This is a genomic window from Williamsia sp. Y721 (assembly GCF_059683565.1).
Window position 1 is genome coordinate 133,914 of record NZ_JCASNH010000001.1, and the last position, 16,576, is coordinate 150,489.

16 protein-coding genes are annotated in these 16,576 nt (G+C 64.5%); 13 read left to right on the forward strand and 3 right to left on the reverse strand.

Features of this window, described 5'->3' with window-relative positions; genetic code table 11:
- The first annotated feature begins 8 nt into the window (after window positions 1–8).
- Window positions 9–812 (forward strand): aminotransferase class V-fold PLP-dependent enzyme, encoded by an 804-nt coding sequence (locus tag AC56PL_RS00590; RefSeq protein WP_497152736.1) that lies wholly within the window; start codon window positions 9–11, stop codon window positions 810–812.
- On the forward strand, window positions 809–1,312 hold the full coding sequence (locus AC56PL_RS00595; RefSeq protein WP_495514505.1) for a hypothetical protein: 504 nt from the start codon (window positions 809–811) through the stop codon (window positions 1,310–1,312). Before AC56PL_RS00590 ends, AC56PL_RS00595 begins: the two co-directional genes overlap by 4 nt.
- 47 nt (window positions 1,313–1,359) lie before the next feature.
- Here the strand turns inward: AC56PL_RS00595 and alc are convergent, their stop codons facing one another.
- Window positions 1,360–2,385 (reverse strand): allantoicase, encoded by a 1,026-nt coding sequence (gene alc, locus AC56PL_RS00600; protein ID WP_495514506.1) that lies wholly within the window; start codon window positions 2,383–2,385, stop codon window positions 1,360–1,362.
- A 137-nt stretch (window positions 2,386–2,522) separates the two neighbouring features.
- Here alc and AC56PL_RS00605 point away from each other — a divergent pair, with 137 nt between their 5' ends.
- Window positions 2,523–3,017, forward strand: coding sequence for a MarR family transcriptional regulator (locus AC56PL_RS00605; protein ID WP_495514507.1), 495 nt, complete (start codon window positions 2,523–2,525; stop codon window positions 3,015–3,017).
- A 73-nt stretch (window positions 3,018–3,090) separates the two neighbouring features.
- Here AC56PL_RS00605 and AC56PL_RS00610 read toward each other — a convergent pair whose 3' ends face one another.
- On the reverse strand, window positions 3,091–3,603 hold the full coding sequence (locus AC56PL_RS00610; protein ID WP_495514508.1) for an inorganic diphosphatase: 513 nt from the start codon (window positions 3,601–3,603) through the stop codon (window positions 3,091–3,093).
- 177 nt (window positions 3,604–3,780) lie between these two features.
- Between AC56PL_RS00610 and dacB the strand changes: the two genes are divergently transcribed.
- Genes dacB through tilS form a run of 3 tightly spaced genes read left to right on the forward strand, consistent with a single transcriptional unit; the run spans window position 3,781 to window position 7,063 of the window.
- Window positions 3,781–5,103: a D-alanyl-D-alanine carboxypeptidase/D-alanyl-D-alanine endopeptidase gene (gene dacB / locus AC56PL_RS00615; RefSeq protein ID WP_497152737.1), complete on the forward strand. Its 1,323-nt coding sequence runs from the start codon at window positions 3,781–3,783 to the stop codon at window positions 5,101–5,103.
- Window positions 5,100–6,116 (forward strand): zinc-dependent metalloprotease, encoded by a 1,017-nt coding sequence (locus tag AC56PL_RS00620; RefSeq protein WP_495514510.1) that lies wholly within the window; start codon window positions 5,100–5,102, stop codon window positions 6,114–6,116. The genes dacB and AC56PL_RS00620 overlap by 4 nt, the downstream gene beginning before the upstream one ends.
- Complete coding sequence (gene tilS, locus AC56PL_RS00625; RefSeq protein ID WP_497152738.1) at window positions 6,095–7,063, forward strand: tRNA lysidine(34) synthetase TilS; 969 nt, start codon at window positions 6,095–6,097, stop codon at window positions 7,061–7,063. Before AC56PL_RS00620 ends, tilS begins: the two co-directional genes overlap by 22 nt.
- Window positions 7,064–7,076: 13 nt before the next feature.
- Here the strand turns inward: tilS and AC56PL_RS00630 are convergent, their stop codons facing one another.
- Window positions 7,077–7,694, reverse strand: a complete 618-nt coding sequence (locus AC56PL_RS00630) for a DUF8020 domain-containing protein (RefSeq protein ID WP_497152739.1) — start codon at window positions 7,692–7,694, stop codon at window positions 7,077–7,079.
- Window positions 7,695–7,985: 291 nt separating this feature from the next.
- On the opposite strand from AC56PL_RS00630, the gene hpt reads away from it, so the two are divergent.
- The 7 genes from hpt (at window position 7,986) to folE (ending at window position 16,572) form a co-directional block, all read left to right on the forward strand.
- Window positions 7,986–8,564 carry a hypoxanthine phosphoribosyltransferase gene (gene hpt, locus AC56PL_RS00635; protein WP_495514513.1) on the forward strand — a complete coding sequence of 193 codons (579 nt, stop codon included), beginning with the start codon at window positions 7,986–7,988 and terminating at the stop codon, window positions 8,562–8,564.
- A gap of 10 nt (window positions 8,565–8,574) precedes the next feature.
- Complete coding sequence (locus AC56PL_RS00640) at window positions 8,575–9,936, forward strand: amidase (RefSeq protein ID WP_497152740.1); 1,362 nt, start codon at window positions 8,575–8,577, stop codon at window positions 9,934–9,936.
- Between the two features lie 89 nt (window positions 9,937–10,025).
- A complete protein-coding gene (locus AC56PL_RS00645) occupies window positions 10,026–11,720 on the forward strand; it encodes a hypothetical protein (protein WP_497152741.1) in 1,695 nt (564 codons plus the stop codon).
- The gene (locus tag AC56PL_RS00650) at window positions 11,717–12,796 is read left to right on the forward strand and encodes a hypothetical protein (RefSeq protein WP_497152742.1); all 1,080 of its coding nucleotides are present in this window, start codon (window positions 11,717–11,719) and stop codon (window positions 12,794–12,796) included. The genes AC56PL_RS00645 and AC56PL_RS00650 overlap by 4 nt, the downstream gene beginning before the upstream one ends.
- Complete coding sequence (locus tag AC56PL_RS00655; RefSeq protein ID WP_497152743.1) at window positions 12,793–13,407, forward strand: hypothetical protein; 615 nt, start codon at window positions 12,793–12,795, stop codon at window positions 13,405–13,407. The genes AC56PL_RS00650 and AC56PL_RS00655 overlap by 4 nt, the downstream gene beginning before the upstream one ends.
- 217 nt (window positions 13,408–13,624) lie before the next feature.
- Entirely contained in the window at window positions 13,625–15,973 is a 2,349-nt protein-coding gene (gene ftsH, locus AC56PL_RS00660; RefSeq protein WP_495514516.1) for an ATP-dependent zinc metalloprotease FtsH, read from the forward strand.
- A complete protein-coding gene (gene folE, locus AC56PL_RS00665; protein ID WP_495514517.1) occupies window positions 15,970–16,572 on the forward strand; it encodes a GTP cyclohydrolase I FolE in 603 nt (200 codons plus the stop codon). Before ftsH ends, folE begins: the two co-directional genes overlap by 4 nt.
- Window positions 16,573–16,576: the final 4 nt, after the last annotated feature.

Here is a 16,576-nt window from a genome sequence, read left to right on the forward strand (position 1 = left end):
GGATGCGGGTGACAAGCTCCTCCACCAGTGATGTCAGCGAAGAAATCGCCCGGTTAGTGAAGGCACGCCCGACCGATCGAGTTCTGTTCGCGTCCGATCTCGCCGAGGCCGTCGCACTGGTCGCCGGTGTCGCACCCGGCGACGTCCTGACACTCGATCTGGCCGCCGACCTCGCGGCCACCGCCACCGATGGTGCTCACCGTGTGATGCCTGCGCAGGTCGATCTGAGGACCACACTTGCCGCGGTGGATAGTGAACTCGAACGTCGGCCTGCCGCACTCCTGATCGTCCCCGCGATCGCCGAGGCCACCGGCGAAGTTCTGCCGCTGCCCGCACTCGCCGCGATCGCGCATCGACGCGGCGCGCGACTGCTCATCGACGGTAGCGAGCTCGTCACCCGGCGGGCCGTCAACCTCACCAGCCATGGAATCGACTACCTGGTGTTGTCCGGCCGGTCCGTAGCGGGCCCGGCTGTGGTTGTCGGTCGCGGCGACTGGCTCGCCGACTGTGCCGACGCCATCAGTCCCAGTCATTCCCCGGCCAGCGCGTTCGCCGACCTCGGATACGAGTGGGTCGGTCTCCATGAGCAGGCATTGTCGCAGTGGCTCGACGCCGAGGTGGCTCGGATTCCCGGTATCCGCCGGCTCCAGTTGTGGCCCGATGCCCGGGACCGGGTGGGAATCGCCTCGCTGACCGCTGCGGGCCACCCCGACCCCGTAGTCATCCGCTGGGGTGCCGGCACCAGCATCGATGAGCTTGCCCGGCAACTGAACTCAATCACCGAGAATGTTTTCGAGCAGGAGAAGTCATGACCGAAACCAGTCGCGCCGCCACCCCACGGACGCGTCCCGAACTGCTGGTTGCCATCGACGGTGACGACCATCCGATCGCCTGGAGCGGGCGCCGTCCGGCCGATGCGCGGAGTTCGGCGGTCCGTCGGATCCGCCAGCCGGACCTGCGGGGCGGCATCAAGGAGCGGGCTGCGTTGCGCGCCGGATGGCAGGACCTCGGCGAGGATCCCGCGGATCTGCTGGTGGCGTTGGAGATCGACGTGGTGATCGCCGAAGATGCGGCCACCGCTCGGGCCGAGCTCCTCCGGCTCGGGGAGTCGCGATTCGGCGACACCGTGCGTTATGTCGGCACCGCCAATGGACTCGTGACGCTGATTGTCGACGTCTACGCCGCCGAGGTCGCCGATGCGGTCATCCTGCGGCCCCTCGACCAGGGACGAACAGGAGATCGGCCCGGCTCGGCGCAACTCATCGCCGATCAGGTGCTGCCCGGACTGCTCGAGCGGGCTGCGGCAGCCTGATCCCGCCCACCACGCCTGCCGTCAGGCGTGGTGAGGGGAACGGTCGATCAGCTCTCGCCGTTTTCCCAGCGGTCGACGATCCGTGCGCGAGCATCCTCGGTCAGCGAGCCGTACAACCGCAGTCTTGCCATGCCGCCGTCGGGGAAGATGTCGAGGCGGGCCTCGGTCATCGGTCGATCGACGTCGATGAGGAACCGGTGACGGGTGTCGGGTTGCAGGGGCGATCGGCCCAAAACGTCGAACCACTCACCGTTTTCGCCGTCTCGGCCACGAATCGTCGCCGACCCCGGCGCATTTCCCAGGAAGTAGCTGGTGTCGAGTTCGGCGAGTCCGATCGTCGATTCACCGGCCAATTTGACCTGGACCCAGTCGTTTCCGTCGTCCCGTCGACGCGAGGTCTCCCAGCCTTCGCCCATCGTGCGGGCCCGGCCGGGCATCAGGAGATTGTTCGGGGAGCCATAGAACATGTTGGAACAGGCGGTGATCATGCCGCCGTTCTCGAGTGCGGCCAGGTCAAAGTGTCCGTAGGACAAGAACTTCGGATCCGGGACGCCGCGACCGTGCACGCGGAATCGCGCCACGCCACCGTCGGGATGGATGGTGAGCCGCACGTGGGTGAAGCGGTCCTTGGAGTCCACCCGGAACGGATTCTGGGTATCGCCGTTGACCTCCACGCGATCGACGATCGTCTGCCACTTCGTGTTTTCCAGCAGCTCCTGGGTGGTCGGAATACCTTCGACCGCAGCAGCTTCCACCGAAATGTACGGCGGGTAGTTGCCGACGAACCAGGACGTGTCGACCACGACGCCGTAGATGATGCCGGGTACGCCCAGGCGCACGATGGCCTGGTCAACGCCTGCTTCACGTCGTCGCCGGGTCTCCCAGCCGTCATAGACCTGACCCTTGTGCCCGAACGTCGCCGGTTGATATTCGGCGGCGGGCGTCTTGATGAGGTTCTCGGCCTCGGCGAAGAGGTCGTCATTGGTCCAGAGGACCGCGCCGCCGAGAGCGCGTAGAGCCAAGTCTGGCATCGAGGTGAAATGGGGGCGCGAGTTCGGCGGGGATGGAGTCACGACTCCCCAGGCTAGTGGCACGGTGGATCGGGTGCGACTCGTCGGCGGTGGGTTCTTGCGTAAGCTCCGCGGCGAGGGCCATACTCTCACGCAACAACTAGTTGCATGTCGAAACTCGTTGAACTTTGAGAAGGATCATGTCGGAGGAGACACCGTCGCGAGACGATCAGATTGCGGATCTCATGGAGGTCCTGGCGAGGCACCTGCGGGTTCGTGACCGTTTGGCGGCAACGCGATGGCGTACCGCGGACGACGCTGTCGAATCTGCGGCCTACCACTGTCTGTTTCGGCTGAATCGGGCGCCGGCACGCTCAGGTGAATTGGCCGAGGCACTGTTCAGTGACCCGTCGACCATCAGTCGTCACGTCGCCCAGCTGGTCAAACTCGGTTATGTGCGGCGCGAGGCCGATCCGCGTGACGGCCGGGCCACCATCCTGGTGGTCACCGAAACCGGTGCGCAGCGGGTCGCCGATTTCCGAACCCGGCGGGCCGAGGAACTCGAGACGATGCTGGCCGATTGGGATGACGGTGACGTGGAGACCCTCACCGAACTGCTCGGGAGATACGTCAGCTCTGCAGAACGCAGCCTCATCGAGGCCAACGAGTCGCCTGCGGACCGCGCCCGGTCCTGAGACCGCCCCACACAAACCGAAAGGGCCCGACATCGCTGATGCGAGTCGGGCCCTTCGGTGTTTGTGTGGACGATCAGCCGCGAGACGGCTCGTTCGCCTCGTGCGGCTGCGAGGCCAGGCGTTCAATCGCTTCCTGCGCGATCTTCTCGGCCTCGGCCTTGCCGGTCCAGCCGCCGGCCGTGACGTCTTTGCCCGGCTCGAGGTCCTTGTAGTGCTCGAAGAAGTGTGCGATCGCCTGGAGTTCGAAGTCGTCGACGTCGCCGATGTCCTGGATGTGGTCCCAGCGGACATCACCGGCAGGCACGGCCAGCAGCTTGTCGTCGCCACCGGCTTCATCGGTCATGCGGAACATGCCGATGATGCGGGCGCGGACGATCACGCCGGGGTAGACGGACTCGGGGAGCAACACCATGGCGTCCAGGGGATCGCCGTCCTCGCCGAGGGTGTTGTCGATGTATCCGTAGTCGGCGGGATAACCCATCGATGTGTACAGGTACCGGTCGAGATAGATCTTTCCCGACTCGTGGTCCACTTCGTACTTGTTGCGTTGTCCCTTGGGGATCTCAATCGTGACGTCGAAGTCCACGTTGTACTCCTCGTGTGTTCTGCCTACCCAAAGTGTTCTCCGGTAGCCGGTCAGCAAATCGACTCAACGATACTGTGGAGACCTGTGCCCGCCGCGCGCGGCAAGAACTTCGACCGGAGGTAATTCGTGCCAGGCAGTTCGCCGAGTCGCAAGGGGCTCCTGTGGACGCTTCTACCGGTGGTTGTGTTGATCGTCGTCGCGGCGATTGTGCTCGTCATCGCGTTGCGTGTGGACGAGAAGCACAACAGTCTGCCTGCGGGTGCCTCCGCGCAGCCGTCGCCGGTGTCGCTTGTCCCGCAGATCAGTCCGGTGGCCACCGATGCGCCACTGCCCACGTCGGCCGGGATCGCTGCCGCCCTGACGGAGGTGTTGTCGAACCCAGGTCTGGGTGATCTGTCGGGTGAGGTCTCCGATGCGCTCACCGGGCAGACCCTCTGGTCGCAGACCCCCAACCGCCCCATGGTGCCGGCGTCGACGATCAAGATCCTCACCACGTCGGCCGCCCTGCTGGCGTTGCCGCATGATCAGCGGATCTCGACCACGGTGGTTGCCGGTGCCGACGGACAGGTGATCCTGGTGGGAGCGGGCGACCCGACGCTTTCCGCGCAACCCGAAGGGCAACAGACGTTCTTCACCGATGCCCCGCGGATCGCCGCGCTCGCCGATCAGATCGAGAAGGCCGGGATCGATGTCACCTCGGTGGCGGTCGACACCGGTGCCTTCTCCGGTCCGACGATGGCGTCGAGTTGGGATCCGGTGGACATCGCCGACGGCAACATCACACCGATCGAATCTCTCATCGCCGATTCCGGACGAATCGATCCGCTGGAGATCGACTCGCCGCGGACCCCGACCCCGGCATTGGCCGCCGGGACGGCGCTGGCCGCGGCGCTCGGCGTCGAGAACCCCGTGGTCCAGGCGACCGCTCCGGTCGGCGGTGCCGTGATCGCCACCGTCACGTCGGCGCCCCTGGTGACCCGGCTCGGGGACATGATGCGTGCCAGCGACAACGTGCTCGCCGAGACCACGTCCATCGAGATCTCCAAGGCGATCGGTGGCAGGCCGACGCTGGCCGGAGGTATCGAGGCTGTTCGAAAAGTTCTGAGTGACAACGGTTTCAACATGGATGGCACGGTCTTCGGAGACGTCAGCGGCCTATCCGAGGACAACCGGATTTCGGCCGGGTTGCTCGACAAGGTGACCGGTGCCGGAGCCGGCACAGCCCAGCTGAAGCTGCGGCCGTTGCTGGACATGCTGCCGGTGGCCGGTGCGACCGGCACCCTGGCGGAGCGTTTTGTTCTCGAGAACGTCGACGGTGCCGGGTGGATCCGCGCAAAGACCGGAACATTGACGGTCGCCAGTGCGTTGGCCGGTGTGGTGCAGACGAAAGAAGGACGCGTGCTCAGTTTTGCTCTGATGTCCAATGGCACCGGGCCGTCCGAGGCCCGGCCCGCGCTCGACGCGGTCGCCGCGACCTTGCGTGATTGCGGTTGTCGATGAGTATCGATTGGCAGCTCGCCGCGTCGGTGGGCAAGAAGATCGCCCGGTCCGGTCCGCTGACCACGGCTTACACAGCCGATGCCGCCCGCAGCGAGCTGGCGGCGTCGGCAGTGGCGTCCGAAGTGCCGGTTCGGGAGGTCACCGGGCTTGCCGACGGACTTCCGGTGCCCGCAGCGCGGGTGCTCGACCGCGGTGAATGGATCGAGGCGGCGGCGCTGTCGATGTCGGCGATGCTCGACCCCGGTGAACCCGACGAAAAGCCCGGGGTGACGGGACGAATCGCGGGTCTGCAGGCCGGTGGATTGCTGGCCCTGTTGTCGAGCGCCATCCTGGGTCAGTACGACCCATTCACCCCGGATCCGATCAGTGGACACGACGGCGTCCTGATGCTGGTGACGCCCAACATCATCGCGGTCGAACGTGGGTTGCGGGTGGTACCGGCGGACTTCCGGCTCTGGGTGTGCCTGCACGAGGTGACCCATCGGGTGCAGTTCTCGGCAAACCCCTGGTTGCGCGACTACATGCAGTCGAACGTCGAGGCGCTCACGTCCGAAGACACCGAGTCCGCCGGTGAGATGGTGTCGCGGATCAGCTCGGCACTCCGCAGCGATCTCCCGAGGGAAAAAGGAATCGTCGGCGCGATGCAGCTCCTGCAGTCCCCGGAGCAGTACGAAGCTTTCAGCCGGATGATGATGCTCGGCACGCTCCTCGAAGGCCACGCCGACCATGTGATGGATGCGGTGGGTCCGGCCAAGGTGCCGACCGTCGACCGGATTCGCACCGCATTCGACAAGCGTCGGGCCAAGCCGCAGAACCCGGTGCAGCGATTGCTGCGCACGCTGATGGGCATGGACGCGAAGATCGCCCAGTACACGCGGGGCAAGGCGTTTGTGGACGAAGTGGTCGAGACGGTCGGCATGACCCGCTTCAATGCGATCTGGACGGGTCCGGAGACGATGCCCAGGCCCGCTGAGATCGAAACCCCTCGGGCGTGGATCGATCGCGTGTTGTGAACTCCGGGGCGGTCTCCGAGATCACCAGGGCGGTCAAGGATTTCGCCTGCGAGTATCTGGCCGATCCGCAGGTGTGCGTCGGGTTGTCCGGAGGTCCTGATTCGACCGCGCTGACCGCGGCCGCCGTGCGGGCGGGTCTGGACGTGCGGGCCCTGGTCGTCGACCACCGTTTGCAGGCCGGTTCGGACGTGGTCGCCGGTAGGGCGGCGGCGATGGCAGAGGCGCTGGGTGCGCAACCGGTGATCGTCGGGGTCGACGTTGCCGGTGCCGGTGGACCGGAAGCGGCGGCCCGGCGGGCTCGGTATGCAGCATTCGAGGCGCATCGCGCCGATCGACCGGTCCTTCTCGGTCACACACTCGACGACCAGGCCGAAACCGTGCTGCTGGGGTTCGCGCGCGGGTCGGGACCCCGGTCCGTGGCGGGGATGCGGCCGTGGGCGCCCCCGTTCGGGCGGCCGCTCCTCGGTGTACGACGCTCGGTGACGGTGGCCGCCTGCGCCGAACTCGATGTGACCCCGTACGAAGATCCGCACAACGGGGATCCGCGCTTCACCCGCGTCCGGTTGCGGCGTGAGGTGATGCCACTGCTCGACGAGGTCTTGCACAGTGGTGTCGCCGAAGCGTTGGCGCGGACCGCCCGGCAGCTTCAACTCGACGTCGATCTGATCGAAGGCCTGGTCGACGACCACGCCGCGGTCATCGACGGTGATGAGGTGGATTGTGGTGCCCTCGCGGTGTTGCCCGCCGCGATCCGGTTGCGCCTACTACGGCGATGGTTGCTGGCCAACGGGGCGACCGAGCCCACCGACACCGTGGTTCAGGCAGTCGACGCGCTGGTCATGCGGTGGCGAGGCCAGGGAGCCGTGGCGATCGGTGGCCGGCCGCAGTTTCGTACCCAGGTGACGCGGCGCGGCGCCCGACTTGTGGTCGAGCGCCGCGAACGCTGAGGCTACGAGATCGTTAGGCAGGGGGCCACGGTGCGGTGACCGTGTTGAAGTATTCGATCGCAGCGCCGATCAGGGTGGGTCCGCCGACTGCAATGGTGCCGAGGACGCCGCCGATACCGGCTCCGGTGACGGCACCCGGGAGGCAGCCGACTGCGGCGGCAGGGAGTCCGATCACGCAACCGATCCCGGCGCCGATGATGGTGCCGACCAATCCGCCGATCGCCACGGACACCGACACGTAGGTGCCGACTTTCTCCAGCGCCTGTAAATCACGTTCTTCTCGGGTCGTGGGCGCGGCGACCGGCGTGGCCGCGGCCGGGTCGACAACCGGTGTGAGGGTGGCCGTGCGGCCGTCCACATTCGCCGCGATCGGGAACTGCTGGTCGTCGAGGTTGAAGAACAGCGGAACGGTGGCCGCCACGTTGCCGGTGGCGTCGACGATCTCCAGCTGACCGTCGCTGGTTCGCAGTGAGCCGATGTCTGTCGAAAGGACGATCTGGTCGCCCCCGACGATGTCTGCCTGATAGTTGATGTCATTGGCCGGTGCGGCATTTGCCGGTATCGCTGTCAGGAAGCCGGCGGCGGTGACGGCTGATGCAATGAGTGCGATGAATCCATTTCTGCGTTTCATGGGTACGTCCTGAGGGTTTTGGGCGGGTGTGAAGCGTCACCCGAAAGGTGATTGATTTCGCCACGTGCCCAGTTTCGATTCAACCGAAAGCTGTCCGACTTTCGCCGATCGCTCCCCCTGACCGTATTTCGAAACGGCTCGTGGATCTTGTGTGCTTCGGTGTCGCGCGCAATCAGTAAAACAAAACTGTGATTGCGAAAAACTCTCGATGGTGGAAATCATCCGTTCGGTGTACTCGTGATGCTTTGGCGGGTTGTTGCCCCCTGCAATTGCTGCCACGGCGTTTGAGGCATGATGGTCCTTGTGACGGCGCAGCGTGATCCATACGGCAATGACATCGAAGCGGTAGTGGTCACGGAGGAGCAGATCAGGCAGCGGACGATCGAGCTGGCCGAGACTGTCGCCTCGCGCTACCGGGACGCTCCGGACGATCTCGTTCTCATCGGGGTCCTCAAGGGTGCGGTCATGTTCATGACTGATTTCGCCCGGGCGTTGCCCATCCCATCGCAGCTCGAGTTCATGGCGGTGAGTTCGTATGGCTCGTCGACGTCGTCGTCGGGCGTCGTGCGGATTCTCAAGGACCTGGACCGCGACATCAACGATCGCGACGTCGTGATCGTCGAAGACATCATCGATTCAGGATTGACCCTGTCCTGGCTGATCAAGAACCTCCGTACCCGCCGGCCGCGGTCTCTGGAGGTGTGCACACTGCTGCGCAAACCAGATGCGGTCCGCGCGGACGTACATGTGGCGGACGTCGGATTCGACATTCCCAACGAGTTCGTCGTCGGATACGGTCTCGACTATGCCGAGCGCTACCGCGACCTGCCGTACGTCGGCCGCTTGCACCCGTCCGTCTACACAGACTAAAAGGTGATCGATGACTGCAGTCCAGACCGCCGCCGGAGTACGCGCGGGACGGCTTGACCCAGTCGAGGTCACCCGGGAGGCGCTGGCCCGGATCTCACAACGCGATCGGGAACTGGGTGCTTTTGTCGCGGTCCGGGCGGATCGTGCTGTTTCCGAAGCCGAGGTTTTGACCGCGCATCCAAAACTTGATGAATTGCCGTTGGCGGGTGTGCCGGTGGCGATCAAGGACAATATTCCGGTCGCCGGTGAAATCATGACGGTCGGATCGCAGGCCACCAGTCGCGCACCGCAGTTGACCAATCACACCGTTGTTCGGAGATTGCGTGCGGCCGGGGCAATTGTCATCGGGACCACCGCAGTTCCGGAATTGTGTATGTGGGCGACCACGGATAATCCGACCACCATTACGCGTAACCCGTGGAATACCAAGCGAACCCCTGGCGGTTCGTCGGGCGGAGCGGCGGCCGCGGTCGCGAGCGGGCAGGTCGACATCGCCCACGGCAACGACGGGCTGGGCTCGATCCGGATCCCGGCGGCGGACTGCGGAGTCTTCGGTCTCAAACCGGGCTGGGGCGTGGTGCCGTCCGAGCTGGGTGGCAACGGCTGGTTCGGTATGAGTGAGAACGGGCCACTGGCCACCACGGTCGCCGACGCGGCACTGATGCTCTCGGTGATGGCCGACAAACCAGATCTGGCAGAGGCGGGTCTGTCGACGGAGCCGGGATCGCTGGGAATCGTCGTCGCCGAGAACTTTCCCCTTGCCGTCGGCAAGACCGACAAACATTGGGCACAGGCGCAGGAGAGCTGCAGTTCCCTGCTGGCCGATCTCGGTCATCGCGTGCCTCATGCCGACCTGCCGTATCCCGCTAATCCGATGCCCCTGCTGACGCGATGGCTTGCCGGTGCAGCCGGGGATGCCGATGACATCGAGGCGGCCGGCGGGGATCTGGAAAAGCTGCAGCGTCGCAGCAAAGTTCACACGTCGCTCGGGCGGAGTGTGACCCGCTTCGATCTGGTGAACGACAGTCAGGTCGACAAGGTCGAGAAGAAAGTCCTCGCGTACCTCGACCGCAATAAGGCCGATGTGCTCCTGACCCCGGCATTGGCGACGTCGCCGCCGCAGGCAAAGCGATGGAGTTCGGCGAGTTGGGCCGCGAACATGTGGGCCAACGTCAGCTACGCACCCTTCTGCGGGCTGTTCAACCTCCTGGGCTGGCCGGCGATGTCGGTACCGTTCGGCGTTCATCCGGTCACCCGCACGCCCCTTGCCGTGCACTTCGCAGGCAGGCCCGGATCCGAAGCACGCCTGCTGACCTTGGCTGCCCAGATCGAAAGCGCCCGTCCCTGGCAGAGGGTCGCACCCGGCTTCTGAGCGTCCCCGCGCACTGATTTCTCCTGGAACCGTTCTGGTCCTCGCTACGTCCAACCCTGCGGGACATTGCGAGTGGGGGATCGGGATCGATGGGGGAGAACGTGGGGTTGGTCAGTGCTCGGCCGGAGCAGGCTGCTCTTGCAGGCGGTGTTCCTGGCCGTAAACGCGATATCGAATATCTGCTGCGGACACTGATGACCGCGTTGTTGGTGGCGGCTGCCGCGGCATGGGCGGCGGGTGTCTGGATGTATGCCCGGAGCACCACCAATCGGTTGGCCGACGAGTACTCCCGGATTGACGCGGCGGCCACGTACCTGGGGTGGTCGCTCCTCGTGTGCATTCTGTTGCTGGGTCTGATCTTTGGCTGGCGGCCGAGTCTCATCGGGCAGGATGTGGATCCGGCGGAGAGCCGAAAGTCATACCGCGTCATCGGCTTGTGGCTCATCGCGGTCACGCCGATCGGCCTGGCGATGTGGGCTTTTGAGGATTCGCGGTTTGTTCGCCCGGATCTGGTCAGCCAAGACGGATCGGCCGGCTATCTGCTGCTCTGTATATCGGCGGTTCTGATCGCCGCAGCGGTCTGCGCTCGTACCGTGCTCGTGATGCTCCCGACCGGTGCGGAACCGTTCCGCACGACGCGCCGGAATCTGTGGGGTGTCACCGCGTGGGGGCTTGGGCTTGCGGTGCTGACCGGGGTGGTGCTGACCGTGCCGGCTGATGCCTGGGGCATGCGGGACCGCGCGTCGTACGGTCCGAAACTCGATATGGGGCAGCGGCATTCGCAAATCGACCTGGCAGCAGCCCGGCCGGCATCGGAGGCGTTGGGTGGCACATCGTGGGAGGCCACTGCGGCAGGACTTGTTCGGGAAGACAGCGGGAGGGTGGAATCTGTCGACCCGATCACCGGTGAAGTCCGATGGTGGACAACCAAAGCTGGTTCTTCCCATGCCTGGATCGCGGAGATGGACGACAGGGGAACTGTGGTGCCGGTGAAGTGGGAGGGGTTGGGTTCGGCCAACGATTACGAGGCCGATACCGGCAGGGAGATTTCCAGGACGTCTGCCGCGGGTGGACTGGACGTTGAAGGCGAGATGACGGATGCCGAATTCTGTGACTCGGCCAGGCGCGTCGAGACGGCGCAGGAGAGCGGAGTAGTGGTGGCCACCTGTATTTTCGACAATCCCGGTGAGAACTTCATCAGGGGATTCGATCGCAAGAGTGGAGACAAGCTTTGGCAGGTCGATGACGGGGAAATCACCTACAACAGTGTGGATATCGTCGCTGACACAGTCGTCATGAGGAGTGGCTTGAACAGCACGTTCGACCTGGTCACCGGCGTTCCGCTGCTGTCCCAGCCGGACGAGGTCGGCCATTTCGTTCCGGCCGGTACCGGTGCCGGATTGTTGTTCGACGGGTTTTCGTATCCGTCGGGCTACCGGATCACCCCGGTTCGGCGCGACGGGAACGTGAGTCCCACGACGGAGTTCGACGTCGGGCTTCAGGTGGGCTTCACCGAACAAGCAGCAGCCACCAACGCGGTGTTCGTCGTGGTCGACGATCCCGACGATGCTGGTGGTCGGTGGGTGGTGGCGTTCGACCTCAACACCGGTCAGCCAGTTGTTGTTGTCGGAGATCGAGACCTACCGGGCCTTGGTGAACCGATCGTTCGTGCGACTCTCGGAGAAGGCGCTCGCGTGGAAGCAGGGATTTGGGGCGTTGCGATCGGCAATTCCGCCGACGGTGGGTTTGAGCCACTCGTTGTGATCCCGGCGGTGAAGCGATGAGTACGAGCTGGCTGAAGTCGCTGTTCCGCAATCCGATTCGGGCCACGGCATACGGCCTGATGTTCTGCGCAGGTCTCATGTACGTGATGGCTGCGCTCACCTATCTCACGTCCGACTTTGCCGACTACGTGAGCGCGAGCTCCGATCCCGACGATCTCGCCGGTGCGATCGTGACCCTGCTTCAGTGGTCGCTCGGTGCCTATGTCGTGATCGGGGCGGCCGCCATCACCTTGAGTGCTGCGCCGAACGACAGTCGGATACGGCGCACCATCTGCCTCGTCCTGTCGTGGATTGCGGCGTTGGCGCCCATCGTGGTCACGATGTGGGTATTCGGTTCCTGGTGGTTTGTGAAACCGCACCTGATCGATTGGCCCGGGTCGGTCGGATTCGTGGTGGTGTGTGTTTCGGCCGTCATGCTGGTTTTGTCGATCGCGACCCTGACCATCGCCGAGTTCCGTGAACGATCGGGCAATCAATACCCCACTCTGGGTGGGGTTTACGCCACCGCTGCGTTATCGGGACTGGTGGCGGCGGTTGTGGTGCTGGCGAGCGTACGGCCGCTCGGTGCGGTGGACGTGGTCGAGCTAGGCGACTCGATGGAGATGGGTCCACCCGCATCTGCGTTGGACGTGAACCGGGTGCAGAACGTGAGTGGGATCTACGACGGCTCAACATTTTTGACGGCGGCGGGAGTGCTCGTCGTGAAGGACGGAGTGCTGCGCGCGTATGACACGTTCGGTGGGCCCGAACGTTGGCGCATCTCGAAACCCGGAATGTCGGTGATCGTCGACGACGTGGACAGCTATGAAGACGGTTCGGTTGTCGTGGTCAAATGGGAACCGGTCGGACGTGGGGGATTGACGGAGGCCTACAGCGCCGATACCGGAAAGGTGCTGTGGGATAGCAACCGAACGAGGTCTGAGGAACGCCCCGGGATGAATTATCTCGATGCTCGGACCGGGACAACTGCGTGGACGCTGGATACCGAGAAGGTGTGTGGGCCCGGCCGACTGATTCGTGAGGACAGCTTCAGCGGGGTCATCCCTTTCACGTGCGAGGACGAAAACGGATCGTGAATCGCATCGGCGGGATCGACCTGGCGTCCGGCGTGGTCAGGTGGAGTCAGGAGTCGCCCCGCAGAATCCGCGACGTCGGGCCCGTGGTGAGTGTCTCCGATCGAGACACGGTGACCAGTTACGAACTGTCCTCGGGACGGCTTCTGGGTAGCAGTCCTTGGAACCGGCCGGGAGTCAGGAACGAGTTCGTCCTGACCAACGGGTGGCAGATCAACACAATCAGGGATGACTCCGACAATCTGTCGTTCAAGGGCCTCGATGTCGGTGGCGCCCAGCGGTGGGTCGCCGCGCAATCATGGATCGGTTCAGTCGACTACATGACCTCTGTGGGTGACACTGCGTTGTTCATGGCCTTCGCGCACGGTAGTGCCTGGGTGATGAGCGTGGATGTTCGAACCGGTGCAATGAAGCCGCTGGCCGGTCCCGGTGCGACACCCGATGGCCAGGTACCCCCGGTCATGAGTGCCGAGATGGGGGATCGGGAGCTGATTTCCGACTTCAGTACAAGTGCCGGAACGCTTACGTCCGGTGGGCTGCTACTCGACCTCCGCTTCAACGGATTCCGGGCGCCGGACCTTTGGATTCCGGCCGGTCTGCCAACGAATGGCTGATAGCGGTGCACAATTCCACAGGGGCCGTCGAACCGCGCGTGGTGATCCCAGCTGCGTAACCGACGCCGGGCACCTGCGATTGCGCTCGTAGGGAACGCCTGACCATGGTGAATCGTTGACGGGTAGCCTGAGAACTCAGATATCCCGACTGGAAGGACGCGCCGAAATCACAGCGAAAGCCACAGACGTGGCTCTCGGTCTCGGCTGACACACCTCAATGAACCGTAAGACTGTCTTTCGCAATCTGGCGATCGTGGCCGTTATCGTGCTCGCGATCTGGGGTTGGACCCTGCTACGGGACAACAATCGTGACTACAAGGCTGTCGACACCTCGGTGGCGATGACGCAGCTCAACACCAAGAACGTGGACGAGGTGCAGATCGACGACCGCGAGCAGACGCTGCGGATGACGATCAAGGATCCGAGTCAGACCGACGGTGAAAAGAAGATCTCGGCCAAGTACCCGGCACAGGCCACCGAAGAGATCTTCAACCGCGTCAACGACACCGGTGCGACGTATCAGACGAACGTCAACAAAGACTCGTTCCTGATGCAGATGTTGATCTTCATCCTGCCGCTGGTCTTGCTGTTCGGTTTGTTCTTCTTCGTGATGAGCCGGATGCAGGGTGGTGGCAAGGGCGGTGTCATGGGCTTCGGGAAGTCCAAGGCCAAACAGCTCAACAAAGACATGCCGTCCACCACGTTCGCGGATGTCGCCGGCGCCGATGAGGCCGTCGAAGAACTCTTCGAGATCAAAGACTTCCTGCAGAACCCGGCCCGCTACCAGGCACTCGGCGCCAAGATCCCCAGGGGTGTGCTGCTCTACGGCCCTCCCGGAACCGGCAAGACGCTGCTCGCACGCGCGGTTGCCGGCGAGGCCGGTGTCCCGTTCTTCACGATCTCCGGTTCTGATTTTGTCGAGATGTTCGTCGGCGTCGGTGCCTCGCGAGTGCGTGACATGTTCGAGCAGGCCAAGAACAACAGTCCCTGCATCATCTTCGTCGACGAGATCGACGCGGTCGGCCGCCAGCGTGGCGCCGGTCTCGGCGGTGGTCACGACGAGCGCGAACAAACCCTCAACCAGCTGTTGGTGGAGATGGACGGATTCGGCGAGCGTTCGGGCGTCATCCTGATCGCGGCGACCAACCGTCCCGACATCCTCGACCCGGCGCTGCTGCGTCCGGGCCGCTTCGACCGCCAGATCCCGGTCGGCAACCCCGACATGGCCGGACGTCGGGCGATCCTGAACGTCCACGCCCAGGGCAAGCCGATCGACGCCGACGCCGACCTCGACGGTCTGGCCAAGCGCACCCCCGGCATGTCCGGCGCCGACCTGGCGAACGTCATCAACGAGGCCGCATTGCTCGCGGCTCGCGAAAACCGCACCACGATCACCGCTGAACTCCTCGAAGAGTCGGTCGATCGCGTCATCGGTGGTCCGCGTCGTAAGAGCCGGATCATCAGCGAACACGAGAAGAAGATCGTGGCGTACCACGAGGGTGGACACACCCTGGCCGCGTGGGCAATGCCCGATCTCGACCCGATCTACAAGGTGACGATCCTGGCCCGCGGTCGAACCGGCGGACACGCGCTGGCAGTGCCCGAGCAGGACAAAGACCTGATGACACGGTCGGAGATGATCGCTCGTCTGGTGATGGCGATGGGTGGGCGTGCTGCCGAAGAACTGGTGTTCCACGAGCCGACCACCGGAGCGTCGTCCGACATCGATCAGGCGACCAAGATCGCCCGAGCGATGGTGACCGAGTACGGCATGAGTGCCCGACTGGGCGCCGTTCGTTATGGCCAGGAGCAGGGCGACCCGTTCCTGGGCCGGTCGATGGGTTCGCACGCGGACTACTCGCCCGAGGTTGCCAGCGAGATCGACGACGAGGTACGTCGCCTGATCGAGGCCGCGCACACCGAGGCCTGGGCCATCCTCACCGAGTACCGGGACACCCTCGATGAACTCGCGACCCAGCTGCTCGAACGCGAGACGCTGACCCGCAAGGACCTCGAGAAGATCTTCGACAAGGTCTCCAAGCGTCCCCGCATCACCACGTTCAACGACTTCGGTGAGCGGACCCCCAGTGACAAGCCCCCGGTCAAGACTCCCGGTGAGCTCGCGAAGGAACGCGGCGAGCCGTGGCCGCCCGAGGCCCCGAAGGCGCCGGAGCTGACCAAAACGGGTTCGCATGCGCAGCCCGGACCGGGCCATCAGTATCCGCAGCAGCCGGCACCGCAGCCGGGTGTGGCTCCCGGTGGAACCCGTCCTGATTACGGTGCTCCGGCCGGTTGGTCGGCACCGGGATGGCCCCCCGCCGATTCCCCGGGCGGTGGCGCCCCGAACAGTGGTCAGCCGAACGGGCTACCCGGTGGTGGGTACCCCAATGGCGGTTACCCGCAGGCACCAGGGAATCCTTATGCACAGCCGCAGAACCCTTATGGTCAGCCTCCGGCAAACGGACATCACAATGGTGACGGAAATGGCGGCAGGCACAACGGTGGCGGCCAGGGCGATGAAGGTCAGAACGGCCGGCCGCCCTCAACCGGACAGAATGGACAATGACGTACCGCGAAGACTGCACCGCGATTGCCCCTTTTGATGCTGAGCGTGCCGAGCGCGCTGTTCGAGAACTTCTCATTGCTGTCGGTGAGGACCCGGAGCGCGACGGGCTGAAGGAGACTCCGGCCCGCGTGGCCCGTGCCTACCAGGAGATGTTCGGCGGTCTGCACACCGATCCCGATGAGGTCCTCGCGACCACATTCGATGTCGGTCACGACGAGTTGGTCCTGGTCAAGGACATCCCGATGTACTCGACCTGCGAACACCACCTGGTCTCGTTTCACGGTGTCGCGCATGTCGGCTACATCCCGGGTGCCAGCGGTCAGGTGACCGGCCTGTCGAAGCTCGCTCGGGTTGTCGATCTGTATGCCCGCAGGCCGCAGGTCCAGGAGCGGCTCACCACGCAGATCGCCGACGCGATCGTCCGGAAGCTCGATCCGCGCGGTGTCATCGTGGTGATCGAGGCCGAGCACCTGTGCATGGCGATGCGCGGTATCCGTAAGCCGGGCGCCACGACCACCACCTCGGCGGTCCGCGGGCAGTTCAAGACCAGTGCGATCTCGCGTGGAGAAGCACTGGATCTGATTTCCCGAAAGAGCTAGTGCT

What these genes read in the sequence shown, in the direction of transcription:
- ftsH (WP_495514516.1), top strand. Translation starts at nt 13,625, where the DNA reads ATGAACCGTAAGACTGTCTTTCGCAATCTGGCGATCGTGGCCGTTATC.
- AC56PL_RS00620 (WP_495514510.1), top strand. Translation starts at nt 5,100, where the DNA reads ATGAGTATCGATTGGCAGCTCGCCGCGTCGGTGGGCAAGAAGATCGCC.
- AC56PL_RS00650 (WP_497152742.1), top strand. Translation starts at nt 11,717, where the DNA reads ATGAGTACGAGCTGGCTGAAGTCGCTGTTCCGCAATCCGATTCGGGCC.
- AC56PL_RS00640 (WP_497152740.1), top strand. Translation starts at nt 8,575, where the DNA reads ATGACTGCAGTCCAGACCGCCGCCGGAGTACGCGCGGGACGGCTTGAC.
- hpt (WP_495514513.1), top strand. Translation starts at nt 7,986, where the DNA reads ATGATGGTCCTTGTGACGGCGCAGCGTGATCCATACGGCAATGACATC.
- AC56PL_RS00595 (WP_495514505.1), top strand. Translation starts at nt 809, where the DNA reads ATGACCGAAACCAGTCGCGCCGCCACCCCACGGACGCGTCCCGAACTG.
- folE (WP_495514517.1), top strand. Translation starts at nt 15,970, where the DNA reads ATGACGTACCGCGAAGACTGCACCGCGATTGCCCCTTTTGATGCTGAG.
- AC56PL_RS00605 (WP_495514507.1), top strand. Translation starts at nt 2,523, where the DNA reads ATGTCGGAGGAGACACCGTCGCGAGACGATCAGATTGCGGATCTCATG.
- AC56PL_RS00630 (WP_497152739.1), bottom strand. Translation starts at nt 7,694, where the DNA reads ATGAAACGCAGAAATGGATTCATCGCACTCATTGCATCAGCCGTCACC.
- AC56PL_RS00645 (WP_497152741.1), top strand. Translation starts at nt 10,026, where the DNA reads ATGGGGGAGAACGTGGGGTTGGTCAGTGCTCGGCCGGAGCAGGCTGCT.